The following is a 14,829-nucleotide window of genomic DNA, read 5'->3' on the forward strand; positions in this document are numbered from 1 at the left end:
GACCACGCTGTCGGAACTGCGCAATCGCGCCGACTTCGTCTTGCTCATCGGCCTCGATCTGGCCGATCGCTACGAGAATCTCGCGCGCCGATGCCTGCGTCCGCAACACGCCTTCGATGCCGACACGCTGGCGGCGAGGCGCATCGTCTATCTCGGCAATACGCCGCCCGCGCCCGCCCTGCTCGACTGTGAAACGCTGAAGTGCAGCAACGATGCCATCGTCGATGTGCTGCACGCGCTGCTCGCGCTGTTGAAGAAACAGCCGTTGCCCGCCACGCGCGTGGCCGGCCTGCCGATGGCCAAGCTCGTGACACTCGCCGACAGTTTGCGCGGCGCCCACTATAGCGGCCTGGTATTCGCTCCCGGGCGCCTCGCCGAACCGCGCGACCCGACCTTGACGTTGCTGTGCGAAATCATCGATGAACTCAATCGCGACACGCGCGCGGCCTTGCTGCCGCTGGGCGGCGACGATGGCGGCCAGACGGCGGTGGGCACCTGCGCATGGTTGACGGGTTATCCGCTGCGCATACGTTACGGCAATCGCATCGATTACCAGCCGCACAGTATCGCCACCGCCAAGCTGCTCGAGACCGCGGGCGTCGACGCGCTGCTGTGGATAGATGCGTTCGGCAGACTCGGCCAGCTACCACGCGGTGCGCCGCTGACCGAGACTGTCGTGCTAGGCGCCAGCGATGTCGCGCCCGGCGCCGAACCAGCGGTGTTCATCCCGGTCGGCACGCCCGGCCTCGATCACGCCGCTCGCCTGCTGCGCGCCGATACCGTCGTCAGCCTGCCGCTCGCTCGCCAGCGCGACAGCTGCCTGCCGTCGGTTGCGAGCGTGGTGAGCGCCATCGAGGCCGCCCTGTGAGCGCGCTCATCAAGCTCAGTGGCGCGCGCATCTACGACCCGGCCAACGGCGTCGACGGCGAAGTGCGCGATCTCTACATCGAGGCCGGCCGCCTGGTCGCGCCACCGCGCGACGGCCGGCCGGCCGACCAGGAGTTCGCGCTGGCCGGCCGGGTAATCATGGCGGGTGCGATCGATCTGCACACCCACATCGGCGGCGGCAAGGTCAACATCGCACGCCTGATGCTGCCCGAGGACCACGCCGCGTCGCTGGTCGACGGCGGGCGCCATCCCCATGCCGGCTGCGGTCACGCCGCGCCCGCCACTCGCACCACCGGTTATCGCTACGCGGAAATGGGCTACGTCGCCTGCTTCGAACCGGCGATGCTCGCCGCCAACGCGCGCCAGGCCCACATGGAAATGGCCGACACGCCGATGGTCGACAAGGGCGCCTACGTGTTGCTCGGCAACGATGACTTCCTGTTGCGCGCGCTGCGCGACAAACGCTCGCCGGCCTTCATCCGCGACTACGTGGCGTGGACCTTGAACGCCGCGCAGGCGATGGCCATCAAGGTCGTCAATCCTGGCGGGATCAACGCCTTCAAGTTCAACCAGCGCAAGCTCGATCTCGATGAACAGAACAGCGGCTACGGCATCACGCCGCGCGACATCCTGCTGGCCCTCGCCAACGCGGTGCGTGAACTCGGCGTGGCCCATCCGCTGCATATCCATGGCTGCAATCTCGGCGTGCCGGGCAATTTCGAAACGACGCTCGCCACCATCCAGGCCCTCGACGGCCTGCGCGCCCATCTCACCCATGTGCAGTTTCACAGCTACGGCACCGAGGGCGATCGCAAGTTCTCGTCGGGCGCGGCGCAAATAGCCGAAGCCGTCAACCACCACAAGAACATCTCGCTGGACGTCGGCCAGATCATGTTCGGCCGCACCGTCACGGAATCCGGCGACAGCATGCGGCAGTATGCCGGCAGCGCCTTTGCCAATCCGAAGAAATGGGTGGGCATGGATATCGAATGCGATGCCGGTTGTGGCGTGGTGCCGTTCCGTTACAAGAACCAGAACTTCGTCAATGCGCTGCAATGGGCCATCGGCCTGGAACTGTTCCTCAAGGTCGACGACCCGTGGCGCATCTTCCTGACGACCGATCATCCCAACGGCGCGCCGTTCACGAGCTACCCGCACCTCATCCGCCTGCTGATGGACAGGAGTTTCCGTAACGACATGCTGGCGACCATCCACCCCGATGCGGCGGCGGCCAGCAGCCTGGCGGCGCTGGACCGCGAGTATTCGCTCTACGACATCGCCATCCTGACGCGCGCGGCGCCGGCCCGCTCCCTGGGCCTGGACGGTTTCGGCTCGCTGGCCATCGGCGCGGCGGCTCACATCACCGTGTATCGCGACGATGCCGATCGCGAAAAGATGTTCAGCACGCCGGAACTGGTGTTCAAGAACGGCCAGCTCATCGTCAGGGATGGACGCGTGGTGGAAGAAGTATGGGGCACAACCCATGCGGTGCATCCCGACTACGACCACGCCATCGAACGTGAACTCGACCAGTACTTCGAGCGTTACATGACGGTGCGCAAGGACAATCAACGACTCGCGGATGACGAGATCCGCGACGGGGGACGCGGCGCGCTCGAGGTGCACGCGACCAGGCCCGCATGAAAATCAACGGCGTCGCCATCGATAACACTTTCGCCGAGGCCTTTCCGATGAAGGCCACGCGCATTATCGTCACCGCCCGTAACGAGACCTGGGTCGATCACGCGGTGCGTGCCATGACCGGCTTCGCGACCTCGGTCATCGCCTGCGGCTGCGAAGCCGGTGTGGAGCGCCGTCTCAAGGGCGCCGAGACGCCGGACGGACGCCCAGGCGCCGCCGTGCTGTTGTTCACCATGAGCAACAAGGAACTCATCAAGCAGGTGCAGAACCGCGTTGGTCAGTGCGTGCTGACCTCGCCGACCAGCGCCTGTTTCGCTGGACTCGATGCCGGCGACCCGATTCCGCTGGGCAAGAACCTGAGGTTCTTCGGCGATGGCTGGCAGCTTTCCAAGAAGCTCGGCGCCAAGCGTTACTGGCGTGTACCGGTGATGGATGGCGAGTTTCTGTGCGAGGAGAACACGCGGGTGGTGAAGGCCATCGGCGGCGGTAACTTCCTCATCCTCGCCACCGACCAGGACAGCGCGCTGGCCTCGGCCGAGCGCGCCATCGTGGCGATGCAGAAAGTGCCGGGCGTGATCATGCCCTTTCCGGGCGGCGTGGTGCGCTCGGGATCCAAGGTCGGTTCGAAGTACAAGACCTTGCCGGCCTCGACCAATCATCTGTTCTGCCCGACCTTGAAAGGCGCGGTGAACAGCGAACTCGGCGCCGAGGTCGGCGCGGTGCTCGAAATCGTCATCGATGGCCTGGATGCCGAGTGCATCTCCGAAGCAACGCGGGTGGGTGTGATCGCCGCCTGTCGTGGGCGCAAGCATGGCGTGTTGCGCATCAGCGCGGGCAATTACGGCGGCAATCTCGGCCCCTACCACTTCAAGCTGCGGACCATATTGAAATGAGTGCGCTGACCCTCAAGCTCATGGACAAGGGCGGCTCGCTGGATCTCGGCGTGCTCACGCCCGCCGCGCTGCGCGGCCTCACGCCCGCTGCCCTGCGTCGTCTGCGTATCCCGACGGGCGGCCGTCAGCGCGCGCTCGGTGAGCTGTTCGAGTTGAGCGGTGACGATGCCGGCCACCTGCGTCTGGTGAATCTGCATGGCGGGTGTCACCGGGTCGGCAACGGCATGCGTGAAGGTCTTATCGAGGTTCGCGGCCGGGTCGGCGATGAGCTCGGTCGCGAGATGCGCGGCGGAGAACTCCGCGTCAGCGGTCACGCCGGCGATGGCGCGGGCATGGGCATGCTGGGTGGCCATGTCCACATCGGCGGCTCGGCCGGCCGCGCCGTGGGCGGCCTCGCGCCCGGCGCCACACGCGGCATGAACGGCGGCGTGTTGGTGGTCAACGGCGACGTTGGCACGAGCTGCGGCGAACGCATGCGCCGCGGCCTGCTGGTGGTCGGCGGCAACGCCGGCGAGTATCTGGGCGACCGCATGTTGGCCGGCACCATCGTGGTGTTCGGCCACACCGCGGCGCACGCCGGCATGGGCATGCGGCGTGGCACCCTGCTCCTGAGCGAGACACCTTCGTCCGTGAGTGGCAACTTCCGCGAATGCGGCGAATTCGAACTGGGCGTGATGACGCTGCTGCGCCAGTACCTCGCCGGGTTTCATCCGGCCTTCGCCAAACGCCTGGCGGCTTTTGCCAGCGCGCGTCGCCTGTGCGGCGACATCGCTTACGGCGGCAAGGGCGAGATCCTGGTGGCCGCGCAGGCCTGAGCGGTCACCCCGTCCTCTGCGCCTCGGCGCGAGGCCTTCAGCTTGCCGGCTGGGCCTTCGTCAGTTGCAGCACTTCGCGGATCAGCGGCGGCTGCTCCGGCTTCGCATCCGGAATGACGGTTTCGATACGATAGAGGTAACCCGGCAACTCGTCGCTGACCGTCACGCTATAGCGCTTGTCGGCAAACTTCTCGAACATGTTGCGCTTGGGATCCTTGGCGTAGGGCATGAAGCTGATCTCATGGCCTTGCCAGGTGCGGCCGTCGAATTCGAAGCTCACCGGCTTGACGGTCGCGTCGTCCGACAAGGCAAACTTGATACGGCGCTGGAAATAGCGCCAGCGTTCACGGGCCTCGCCGTTGGGATCGGTGAGGCGGTTCATCTGCATCACGTCGCCGTACAGGTAGTGGCCCAACACCGGGTTGACCGTCACGCTTTCCATCGGCGGCGCCGGAAAATTGTGCTCACCGGTGAAGAACTGCACCGTGCCGTCCTTGCTGCCGTCGGCGTTGATTTTCTCGACCTTTAGTTCGACGCCGTCATCGAAGTTGAAGTCCGGCTCGAAGCTGCCGGTCTTGTGGAATTCGTAGTGCAAATTGATGGGTCGCGTGACATTGCGCAGCTGGTCGGTCATCCACATGCGCGTCTCGGCTTCGGAGAATTTCGCGTCTGCCGGTTGCGGAGCAGCCTGCACTTCCGCCGCCAGTGCCGGCGCGCACAAGGCAAACGTCAGCCAACCGACGGCCAGCAGTTTAATCATCGTCGTCATGCGAGCTGTCCTGGTTCACGAGGGGCAGTAAGGGAACGCCATAGTCCTTGAGGATGGCGTCGATCTCGGCTTGGTTGTCCGCCAGCAGCTTCTCGACCTCCGCCTTCCACGCCTTATCGGCGAAGCGCACGGCCATGGCGATCTGGAAATCGAAACGCATGCCGGGCTCGTTGTGCAGCGGCACCACCACCACGTCGACATTCTTGATCTGCTTGGCGTAAAAGCCGGCTATCGGCCCCCACACGAAGGTAAGGTTGATCTTGTCGTCGACCAGGTCGCGTTCGATGATCTTGCCAGGGTTCTCCTGCACGTCACCGGTCATGCTCTGGTAGGGCGTAGCGCGCTCCATCAGGTCGTTTTGCGCCAGCCACTGCGTCGCCGGCCCTTTGTCCCAGATACCGATGCGCAGCGCGGCGCGTTGCTCCGGCGTGCTGTTGGCCAAGTCGTCCTGGGTCTTGAGGTAGTCCAGGCCGCGCCCCTTGACGTACACCATCGACCAGGCCGAGCGCATCCAGGGCCGCGTGGTCGCCGCCATGTCGAAATGCTCGACCACGCTCAATACCAGGTCACAGCGGTAGCTGCCATCCGGCGTGTCGTTGTTCGTCAGGGTATTGCGAATGAAGCCGATCCGTTGCGGGAACCACTCGTAGGTAACCGGCAGTCCGAGCTTGCGACCGAACAAGGCGGCAATCTTGTTCTCGTAACCTTCGAGCTGCTTGTTGGACGACGGCAGACTGTAAGGGTCGGCGCACACTTTGAGCGCGGTGCGCTCGGTCCCCGCCTCGGCACGAGCGCACTCGAGCGCGAGCACGCACAGCACGACGGACACCGCCACTTGCCACTTACGACGCCACCGCTGGTCACCGGCGGCGCGCGGGTAGGCGGTGTCGTCTTTCACCACGACCGCTTACTCCGCGCTCGAGCCCGAGGCCAGCGCCTGATCCATCTTCTTGAGCGCACGCTGCACCATGTTCTTGCCGACCTTGACGTTGGGCAGAGCCGCTTCCATGGCCGCGCGGTTGACCGGCGGCCGAGCATCGCCCACCACCACCACGCCGACCATACCGGTGGTCATGTGCGGATTGCATTTGAAGATCCACGCGCCTTCCTTGTCGACCGTGGCCACGAACCCTTCTTCGCCGAGCTTGGACTGCCAGGTGGTGGCGCCCTCGGGGATCATGCCCTCGATGGTCTGCGTATCATGGCCGGCCATGCCCGTGAAACGGATGGTGTCGCCGGGCTTGGCAAAGGTCACCATCGGACGCCATTGGGTCACCACGGCCTGCACGATGTGCTCGTCGGCCTGGGCAAACGTAGCGGCTCCAAGCAGCATTGCGCCAACGCCAATAACGACCGCGTTCTTAATCATCAGATCTGGACTCCCCGTGAGTTGAATTGAGAATGCGGCTGCTGGCCGCAGTCATGTTGACGCTAAGCGTGAACCGGTGAATTCGTGCTGAACTTCGCGGCGCCTTGATATACCAGAGGTCGTTCGCGAGTCAACCAACATGCCGCCGACGTCGCGTCTTGGAAAGCTGCTTACGCGCGGCGCGCTTAATCCGGATCAAATCCATGTCTCGTGCCGCGGCTCGCGAGCCGCACCTTGGCCAACGCAACGGCTCGCGGTTGGTCGCGCGTCATTGCCAAGACCGGGCCCTCGTACGCGAGTTCCAAAAAAAACCCGGCGCTGTTGTGAGCGCCGGGTTCGAGGATCCAACGGCTCGGATCAAGGTCCGAGCCGTCGCCTGTCCAATCTGCCTCAGGGCAGGCTGAACACGCTCAGCACACCGCCGAGGCGGGTGTAGCTGGAAAGGCCCTTGTACGCACCCACGGCGCCCAGACCGTCGGTAGCGTTGATGAGGCCTGCCGCCATGCCGATACCGGCCCAGCCGCCGACGCCCGACAGCACGCCGACGTACTGCTTGCCGCCATGGCCCCAGCTGTTGACGTTGCCGATGATGCCGGACGGCGTCTTGAACTTCCAAAGCAGCTTGCCGGTCTTGGAGTCGATGGCCTTCAGGTAACCTTCGAGGGTGCCGTAGAACACGACATCACCGGCGGTTGCCAGGGCGCCCGACCACACCGAGAAACGCTCCGGAATCGACCATACGATCTTGCCCTTGTCCGCATCCCAGGCAATGAAGTTGCCGAGGTTGTTGTTGTCGGCGTTGTTGCCGAACTCGGCACCGGGCGAGACCCGGCCAGCCGGGAACATGCTCAGGACCGCGTTGACATAGGGCTGACCAGCGACATACTCACCACCGCTGACGGGCTCGTAGTTCATGCAGACGTGGTTCGTCGGCACGTAGAACAGGCCAGTCTTGGGGCTGTACGCGGCAGGCTGCTGGTCCTTGGAACCGAGAGCCGCCGGGCAGATGTTGGTGCTGTTGACGTCTTCGCCGTTGTGATGGGTGCTGTACTTCGCAACCACTTCCGGACGGCCGGTCTTCATGTCGACGTGGGTGGCCCAGTTGACCGCCGGATCGAACTTCTCGGCAACCAGCAAGGCGCCGTTGGTGCGGTCCAGGGTGTAGCCGAAGCCGTTACGATCGAAGTGCACGAGGGCCTTGGTGTCCTGACCCTTGACCTTCATATCGACCAGGATCATTTCATTGATGCCGTCGTAGTCCCACTCATCGTGAGGCGTCATCTGGTAGACCCAGTGGGCCATACCGGTATCGACGTCACGCGACCAGACCGACATCGACCACTTGTTGTCGCCCGGACGAACGACCGGGTTCCAGGTCGAGGGGTTACCCGTACCGTAGTAGAGCGCATTGCGCTCCTTGTCGTACGGCCACCAGCCCCACACCGAGCCGCCACCGATCTTCCACTGGTCACCCTTCCAGGTCTTCAGCGAAGAATCGGGGCCAATCGGCTGACCGAGAGCAGTGGTCTTGGCCGGATCGACCAGCATATCCGCGTCGGGACCCATGCTGTAGGCACGCCACACGCGCTTGCCGTCCTTCAGGCTGTAGGCATTGATCCAGCAGCGCACGCCGAATTCGGCGCCCGACATACCGGTGATGACCTTGTCCTTCATGACGTGCGGTGCGTTGGTGTTGGTCTGGCCCAGCTTGGGATCGCCGTTCTTGACCGACCACACTTTCTCACCGGTCTTCGCGTTCAGCGCGACCAGCGTGGTGTCGGCCTGTTGCAGCAGGATCTTGCCGTCGCCGAAACCCAGACCACGGTTGACCGTATCGCAGCACATGACCGGCACGGTTTGGTCGTAGTCCTGAACAGGCACGTATTCCCATAAGACCTCAAGGGTATCGAGGTCGATCGCGAATACGTTGTTCGGGAACGCAGCGTGGATGTAAAGCGTGTCGTTCTTCAGGCCCGTGGCCGAAGCCGGCAGCACCAGCGGACCACCCTCATGGCCGCGCAGCACGCCGGTGGAGAACGTCCACGCCGCCTGGAGCTTCTGGGCATTCGTGTTGTTGATTTGATTCAACTCCGAATAGCGCCAGTTCCAGTAGTTACCACCGGGATAGACCCAGTAGTTCGGATCTTTCATCAGCTTCTCGAGTCCTTCGTTGGCCAACACCTGGGCGGTGCCGGTAAACGCTACCAGAGAGGCTGCCGCAATGAGCCATCGTTTCAACGATGCTTTCCTCATGACCTCCTCCTTCACACTTTCTTGTTAACAATCACTTCATGGATCTCTTGAAAGTTTTAGCTCCGCACCGACCCGAGATCGATAAGCCGGCTCAGAGCATAGGAAAGCGGTAGGGTGAAATTCAGAATACGGTGCCGAATGGCTGGGGGCGAGGCTGAGCGGGGCGCAGACCCGCGTAAGCGAGCCGGATGACATGTACGAAAACGAGTTTTCGCCCAATGTTGATCCACCCCTCTGGTCGCGCCTGCCTCGCATTGCGTCATCATGACCGCATCGGCGAGTAAGAGCACAACGGTTAGCGACGCTTTGTCGCTCCGAGAAGCGCGCTGCCCGGCACGATTCTCGATTCGCGTTCCCGCGCATGAAGCATGTCGCGGGCGCTGTTTTCTTGTTGATCCCGGGCAGGAAATAACGAGCGATCCTGACCCAGGTTGAAATCAATTATAGGGATATTTTCCTAGGCGGCAACCGCTTTGGCGCCGCCATTGCGAGCCCTTGCACAAGCGTTGAAAGCACCCTCAGGAACCGCCCGGGGCAGGCGTAATCGCGCTCGGCACGCCGTTCGCCGCCCCCCCTTCAGGTTTGCCTTTTGCCGGATCGGCGTGCGGTACTTTCTTGCCCACGAAGCAGCGCTTCTTGGCGTCGGCGCGCGCCTGCTCAAGCTTGCCGACCACGTCCTTGGCGCGGTCGCTGTCCCGGAACAGCCCGCCCTTCTCGCCCGGCATGCGCTTGTAGATCTCGAAAGTACGCGCCTCGGTGAAATCCTCGAAGCTGAGCTGCTGGGCGACGATGTCTATCTCGCAGGAACAGGCATAAAGATTGTCGACATTCTGGCCGCCATTGGTTCGCATGCAGGTCAAGACGTGGTCGACCCGCTCGAGTGTCGGATAATCGTTCGCCGCTGCCGTCAGGGGCAGCCACAGCGCTATCAGCGGAAGCACAGTTTTCATGGCAATACCTCGCATCGAGCTATGGTATCAGAGCGATCGTTGCACGGATAATGGCCGCGGCCACCTGTCAATACGCCCGCAGGCACAGGGACGGATTTGCGCGTAGCGTCGGCGCGCCCCGGGATTGGAGTCGAACCGCAATGTCATTAACCGGGATAGCCTTCGTCTTGGCCTACCTGTTTGGCCTGCTGAAGACTTTCACCACCGACCCACGCTGGGGCTTCTATACCTACATCGGCGCCTTCTATCTTCACCCTCCGATGCGCTGGTGGGGTGCGGGCCTGCCCGATCTGCGCTGGTCGCTGACCGCGGCAGTGGCGACGCTGATTGCGCTGCCAAGTGCGAGTTCATTGAAGAACCAGACACCCTGGTTCTCCCACACCGTGACCAAGCTCGCGGTCTTCTATGTCGTCTGGATGTGGATCCAGTTGCCGTGGGCCAGCGCCCGCCATTTCGACGGACTAATCCTTTTCACCAAGTACATCGTGCTCCTGTACCTCATGTACCGCCTGATTCGCGACGAGCAGGGATTGGTCGGCTTCGCCTACGCTCATGTGGCAGGCTGCCTGTATTTCGGCTTGCTGGCCTACCAGGCCGCCGGCCACGGGCGCCTCGAGGGCGTCGGCGGGCCAGGCGTGAGCGACTCCAATACGCTGGGCATGCACATGTCGACCGGCCTGCTGTTCGCGGGTTCGCTGATCCTGACGCAAAAAGGTTGGCGGCGATGGCTGGTCGTGCTGGCCGTGCCGCTCATCGCCAATGGCGTGGTGCAGACCGAGAGCCGCGGCGCGTTCCTGGGGGCGGTGTGCGGTGGCTTTGTCTACCTGATGTTTTCACCGAAGATTCATCGCAAAACGATCATGGCGCTTGCCGCGCTCTCGCTGGTCGCGCTGGTGGCGTACACCCCCCTCGAGTACTGGCAGCGCATCGGCACCATATCCGAAGCCGCACGCGACGAAGAAAGAGCCGACAAGAGCGCGCGCTCGCGTCTGGTGATCATCCAGGCGCAATGGCAGATGTTCCTCGACCACCCTTTTGGTCTGGGCTTCGATACCACCACCGAACTGAGCCCCGTCTACCTCGATACCACGTGGCTGACCGCGCAAGGCGGGCGCGCATCCCACAACACGCTCATGACCATCGTCACTGATCAAGGTATTCCCGGCATCTTTCTGGCATTTTTCGGTGTGCTGGCGGTCTTGCGACTGGGACTGCGCGCCAAGCGCGTGGCGCAAACCGGGACCAATATCGTGCTTTCCTCCATGCTCGCCGCCATCTGCGGCTCGCTGACAGTGGCGTTCGTTGCAGGTCTGTTCGCCAACTACATGAAGGCCGAGATCCAGCTATGGTGCATTGGCCTGCTGGTCGCCGGTCTCCAAATCGGGCAAAGCCTGCAGCGTACCGAGTCGAAACATGGACACGCGGCCCGAGAGGTTTCGCACCACACATGAGCAGATTGCGGTCTTCCGCAGCCGCGCAGACCACTCAACCTTTGGTGCGCGGGGCCGACACCAATGGCAAGCCTGCGCTTGCCTCTCGGTGCGTGACCGAATACACGGTCCGCGCTCGCGCGGCTGTGCAAGACTCGTGTCGCGGTCGCGGCATGGCGGCCGCGGCTTCCTCCGTTCGATAAACGCAACTAAAGGCCGAAACAGGAAATGGGCAATAAAGTCTTGGTAACCGGCGGCGCCGGCTATATCGGCAGTCACGTCGTCAAACTGCTGGGCGAGGCCGGACACCAACCGACCACCCTCGACAACTTGAGCAAAGGCCGCGCCGACGCGGTGCTGTACGGGGAACTGGTGGTCGGAGACACCGGCGACAGCGACCTGGTGGCGCGGGTCCTGCGCGAGTATGCAATCGATACGGTAATGCATTTCGCCGCGTTTACGATAGTTCCTGAATCGGTCAGCGATCCGCTCAAGTACTACGCCAACAACACCTGTTCGACGCGCAGTCTGCTGGCGAACTGTGTCGCGGCCGGCATTGAAAAATTCGTGTTTTCGTCGACCGCGGCCGTGTACGGCATGCCCGGCGATGGCATTTGCGCCGAAGACACCGCCACCAGCCCCATCAACCCCTACGGCCAATCGAAACTCATGAGCGAGTTGATGCTGCGTGATGCCGGCATCGCCCATGGCCTGCGCTCGGTGATCCTGCGCTACTTCAACGTCGCGGGCAGCGATCCCGATGGCCGCATAGGGCAATCCACCCCCGAATCGACACTACTGGTCAAGGTCGCGGTCGAGGCGGCGCTAGGCAAACGCGACAAGCTCTATATCTTCGGCACCGACTACCCGACCAAGGACGGCACCGGGGTACGCGACTACATCCACGTCAGCGACCTCGCCGCCGCGCACATCAAGGCGCTCGACTATCTCAACGATGGCGGCGCCGCGACCACGCTGAACTGTGGTTACGGCCACGGCTACAGTGTGCGTGAAGTCCTGGACGAAGTTGCACGCGCCAGCCAATGCACCTTGCCGGTAGTGGAGACCGACAGACGGGCCGGCGATCCGCCGCTGCTCATCGCGCAGGCAAACCGCATCCGCGAAGTGCTGGGCTGGTCGCCACGCTACGACGATCTGCGCGTGATCGTGGAAAGTTCGCTGGCCTGGGAGCGCCACCTGCTGGCCGCGGCGCAGCGCTGATGCAGTGGCCAGGGATGGCGCGATGGCGGCGCCTGGCGACCGTTGCCGCGCTGTTGCTGGTCGCCGCCCCCATACAGGCGGCCACCTCGTTTGCAGACATCGTCGACCGGGTACGACCCTCGGTGGTCGGCATCGGCACATTCGACATCCTCGGCACGCCGCCCAATTCGCTGCATGGCACGGGCTTCGTGGTCGGCAACGGCAGCCTGGTTGCGACCAATCTGCACGTGGTCGAGGCGCAACCCGCCGCGGGTCGCTCCAAGTCGCGCCTGGTGGTGTACGTCGGTCGCGGTCCCCAGGCCGAGCAGCGCGATGCCGAAGTGGTGGCCACCGACTCCGCGCATGACCTCGCCCTGCTGCGCATCGCCGGCGGCGCCCTGCCGGCCTTGCAACTTGATCCCGACCAGCCGGTGCGGGAAGGCAACGGCGTCGCGTTCACCGGTTTCCCGATCGGCGCCATTCTCGGCCTTTACCCGGTGACCCACCGAGGCATGGTCTCGGCGCTGACACCGATTGCCACGTCCGCCGCGCGCGCCAAGGACCTGTCACGCGCGCGGATAGCCGCACTGCGCGATCCGTATGAAGTCATACAACTCGACGCCGTCGCCTATCCGGGCAACAGCGGCAGCCCGCTGTACCGACGCCGCGACGGCGCGGTGGTCGGCATCATCAACCAGGTGCTGGTGAAGCACACCAAGGAAGACATGTTGCGCGACCCGAGCGCCATCTCCTACGCAATCCCCGTACGCTTCCTGGTCGCGTTGATGGCCACCCTGCCGGCGCCGCCATGACCTTGGCGGAGTGCACCCACGACTTGCGGTGGCGCGGGCCGAGGCGTGGACTCGTCACTCTGCGCGCGGGTCTGCTTACCGCTACAATCGCCGCCGGCAACTCAGGAAAGACCGGCGCGCGCCGCTAAGACTCGCGATGAGTCCGGCGCCGCGCGGTGTCCAGCCTGCGCGCGTGAATGGCATTCGACCCTCGACTTGCGAAGACAGCATGGCCTATCTACTGCATCAGACACTGTTTGAAACCGCCGAGCGCGACCCCGGACAAGACCTGCTGGTCCACGACAAATTCGGCGCAATCTCGGCCGCCGGCTTCCGCCAGCAAGTCCTTGGCCTGGCCGCGCGCCTGACGGCCCTGGGCGTCAGGCCCAATGACCGGGTCGCCGTATTCCTGCCGAAGACGCCGCTGTGCGCTTACGCGTTTTACGCTGTCAGCTGTGCCGGCGGCGTATTTGTTCCGGTCAATCCGGTACTCAAGCCGGCGCAGGTCGAACACATCCTCAACGACTGCGACGTGCGCATTCTCATCACGGCGCCGGAACGTCTTCAGCATCTGCGCGAAGTGCTGCCCGAGTGTCGCGCCCTGCACCACGTGCTGTTGTCCGAGCCTGGCGACGTGACGCTCGAGCCGCCGCTGTCGTTGTCGGCATGGGAGCCGGCTGGCGAGCTTGACGCGCATTACCTGCCTCCTCGTCGCATCGACAACGACATGGCGGCGATTCTCTACACCTCCGGCAGCACCGGGCGCCCCAAGGGCGTGATCATTTCCCACCGCAACATCGTCGACGGCGCGCGCAGCGTGTCGGAGTATCTTGGCATCGATGCACGAGATCGATTGCTGGCGGTGCTGCCTTTCAGTTTCGATTACGGCCTCAACCAGTTGACCAGCGCGGTGCTGAAAGGCGCAAGCTGTGTGCTGTTCGATTTCCTGTTGCCCAAGGATGTGATCAAGGCCCTGACGCGACACCGCATCACGGGCCTCGGCGGCGTGCCGCCACTGTGGGCGCAGCTGGCGCCGTTGGAGTGGCCGGACGAGGTCCGCGCTTCATTGCGTTACATCACCAACTCCGGCGGCGCCATGCCCGATGGTGTGCTGGCGCGCTTGCGGCAGAAACTGCCGAACACCACGCCATTCCTGATGTACGGGCTGACCGAAGCGTTCCGCTCCACCTACCTGCCGCCGGACAAGCTGGACGAGCGGCGCGGCTCGATGGGCAAGGCCATCCCGAATGCCGAGATCATGGTGGTGCGGCCCGACGGCACGCCGTGTGTGGCGAATGAACCGGGTGAACTCGTGCATCGCGGCGCGCTGGTGTCGCTCGGTTATTGGAACGATACGGAACGCACCGCAACCCGCTTCAAGCCCGCACCCGGCCAACCCGATGGCATCCCCGTGCAGGAAATGGCGGTGTGGTCGGGCGACACCGTCCGGATGGACGAAGACGGCTACCTGTATTTCGTCGGGCGCAGCGACGGCATGATCAAGACCTCGGGTTACCGCGTCAGTCCGGAAGAAATCGAAGAAGTGGTTTACGCCCATGGCGGCGTTGAAACCGTCGCCGCGGTGGGTGCGCCCCATGCCGAACTCGGCCAGGCCATCGTGCTGGTCATTCGCCCCTTGCCCGGCCACGCCCTCGAGGAGGCGGACATCGTCACCGCCTGCCGCCGCGCGCTGGCAGGTTACATGGTGCCGCACAAGGTCATCTTCTGCGACGACATGCCGCAGAATCCGAACGGCAAGATCAATCGCCCACAGCTGGCGAGCGACTACGCGACGCTGTTCATCGAGCAAACCGGCAGTGAAGCCTGACG

At 63.8% G+C, this 14,829-nt stretch carries 12 protein-coding genes; 7 read left to right on the plus strand and 5 right to left on the minus strand.

Features of this window, described 5'->3' with window-relative positions; all coding sequences use genetic code 11:
* The first annotated feature begins 501 nt into the window (after positions 1–501).
* Genes IPM80_22520 through IPM80_22530 form a run of 3 tightly spaced genes read left to right on the plus strand, consistent with a single transcriptional unit; the run spans position 502 to position 4,237 of the window.
* Entirely contained in the window at positions 502–2,532 is a 2,031-nt protein-coding gene (locus IPM80_22520; protein ID MBK8961120.1) for a formylmethanofuran dehydrogenase subunit A, read from the plus strand.
* The gene (gene fhcD / locus IPM80_22525) at positions 2,529–3,422 is read left to right on the plus strand and encodes a formylmethanofuran--tetrahydromethanopterin N-formyltransferase (GenBank protein MBK8961121.1); all 894 of its coding nucleotides are present in this window, start codon (positions 2,529–2,531) and stop codon (positions 3,420–3,422) included. Before IPM80_22520 ends, fhcD begins: the two co-directional genes overlap by 4 nt.
* Positions 3,419–4,237, plus strand: a complete 819-nt coding sequence (locus IPM80_22530; protein ID MBK8961122.1) for a formylmethanofuran dehydrogenase subunit C — start codon at positions 3,419–3,421, stop codon at positions 4,235–4,237. The genes fhcD and IPM80_22530 overlap by 4 nt, the downstream gene beginning before the upstream one ends.
* 37 nt (positions 4,238–4,274) lie before the next feature.
* Here IPM80_22530 and IPM80_22535 read toward each other — a convergent pair whose 3' ends face one another.
* The 5 genes from IPM80_22535 to IPM80_22555 all read right to left on the minus strand — a co-directional run bounded on the left by IPM80_22535 (position 4,275) and on the right by IPM80_22555 (position 9,593).
* The gene (locus IPM80_22535; protein MBK8961123.1) at positions 4,275–5,006 is read right to left on the minus strand and encodes a hypothetical protein; all 732 of its coding nucleotides are present in this window, start codon (positions 5,004–5,006) and stop codon (positions 4,275–4,277) included.
* Positions 4,990–5,907 carry a quinoprotein dehydrogenase-associated putative ABC transporter substrate-binding protein gene (locus IPM80_22540; GenBank protein MBK8961124.1) on the minus strand — a complete coding sequence of 306 codons (918 nt, stop codon included), beginning with the start codon at positions 5,905–5,907 and terminating at the stop codon, positions 4,990–4,992. The genes IPM80_22535 and IPM80_22540 overlap by 17 nt, the downstream gene beginning before the upstream one ends.
* A 6-nt stretch (positions 5,908–5,913) precedes the next feature.
* Positions 5,914–6,339: a copper-binding protein gene (locus IPM80_22545; protein ID MBK8961125.1), complete on the minus strand. Its 426-nt coding sequence runs from the start codon at positions 6,337–6,339 to the stop codon at positions 5,914–5,916.
* 426 nt (positions 6,340–6,765) lie between these two features.
* Positions 6,766–8,628, minus strand: a complete 1,863-nt coding sequence (locus IPM80_22550; protein ID MBK8961126.1) for a methanol/ethanol family PQQ-dependent dehydrogenase — start codon at positions 8,626–8,628, stop codon at positions 6,766–6,768.
* A gap of 518 nt (positions 8,629–9,146) precedes the next feature.
* Positions 9,147–9,593, minus strand: coding sequence for a hypothetical protein (locus IPM80_22555; GenBank protein MBK8961127.1), 447 nt, complete (start codon positions 9,591–9,593; stop codon positions 9,147–9,149).
* Positions 9,594–9,745: 152 nt separating this feature from the next.
* Between IPM80_22555 and IPM80_22560 the strand changes: the two genes are divergently transcribed.
* The 4 genes from IPM80_22560 (at position 9,746) to IPM80_22575 (ending at position 14,827) form a co-directional block, all read left to right on the plus strand.
* Entirely contained in the window at positions 9,746–11,029 is a 1,284-nt protein-coding gene (locus tag IPM80_22560) for an O-antigen ligase family protein (GenBank protein ID MBK8961128.1), read from the plus strand.
* A 207-nt stretch (positions 11,030–11,236) separates the two neighbouring features.
* A complete protein-coding gene (gene galE / locus IPM80_22565) occupies positions 11,237–12,229 on the plus strand; it encodes a UDP-glucose 4-epimerase GalE (GenBank protein MBK8961129.1) in 993 nt (330 codons plus the stop codon).
* Entirely contained in the window at positions 12,229–13,020 is a 792-nt protein-coding gene (locus tag IPM80_22570; protein ID MBK8961130.1) for a trypsin-like peptidase domain-containing protein, read from the plus strand. Before galE ends, IPM80_22570 begins: the two co-directional genes overlap by 1 nt.
* A gap of 208 nt (positions 13,021–13,228) precedes the next feature.
* A complete protein-coding gene (locus IPM80_22575) occupies positions 13,229–14,827 on the plus strand; it encodes an acyl-CoA ligase (AMP-forming), exosortase A system-associated (GenBank protein ID MBK8961131.1) in 1,599 nt (532 codons plus the stop codon).
* Positions 14,828–14,829: the final 2 nt, after the last annotated feature.

This window comes from Pseudomonadota bacterium, assembly GCA_016719885.1.
GTDB lineage: Bacteria > Pseudomonadota > Gammaproteobacteria.

Excerpts from the sequence above, each read along its gene's own strand:
- IPM80_22520 (MBK8961120.1), top strand. The coding sequence starts at position 502 with ATGGTTGACGGGTTATCCGCTGCGCATACGTTACGGCAATCGCATCGA.
- fhcD (MBK8961121.1), top strand. The coding sequence starts at position 2,529 with ATGAAAATCAACGGCGTCGCCATCGATAACACTTTCGCCGAGGCCTTT.
- IPM80_22530 (MBK8961122.1), top strand. The coding sequence starts at position 3,419 with ATGAGTGCGCTGACCCTCAAGCTCATGGACAAGGGCGGCTCGCTGGAT.
- IPM80_22535 (MBK8961123.1), bottom strand. The coding sequence starts at position 5,006 with ATGACGACGATGATTAAACTGCTGGCCGTCGGTTGGCTGACGTTTGCC.
- IPM80_22545 (MBK8961125.1), bottom strand. The coding sequence starts at position 6,339 with ATGCTGCTTGGAGCCGCTACGTTTGCCCAGGCCGACGAGCACATCGTG.
- IPM80_22550 (MBK8961126.1), bottom strand. The coding sequence starts at position 8,628 with ATGAGGAAAGCATCGTTGAAACGATGGCTCATTGCGGCAGCCTCTCTG.
- IPM80_22555 (MBK8961127.1), bottom strand. The coding sequence starts at position 9,593 with ATGCGAGGTATTGCCATGAAAACTGTGCTTCCGCTGATAGCGCTGTGG.
- galE (MBK8961129.1), top strand. The coding sequence starts at position 11,237 with ATGGGCAATAAAGTCTTGGTAACCGGCGGCGCCGGCTATATCGGCAGT.
- IPM80_22570 (MBK8961130.1), top strand. The coding sequence starts at position 12,229 with ATGCAGTGGCCAGGGATGGCGCGATGGCGGCGCCTGGCGACCGTTGCC.
- IPM80_22575 (MBK8961131.1), top strand. The coding sequence starts at position 13,229 with ATGGCCTATCTACTGCATCAGACACTGTTTGAAACCGCCGAGCGCGAC.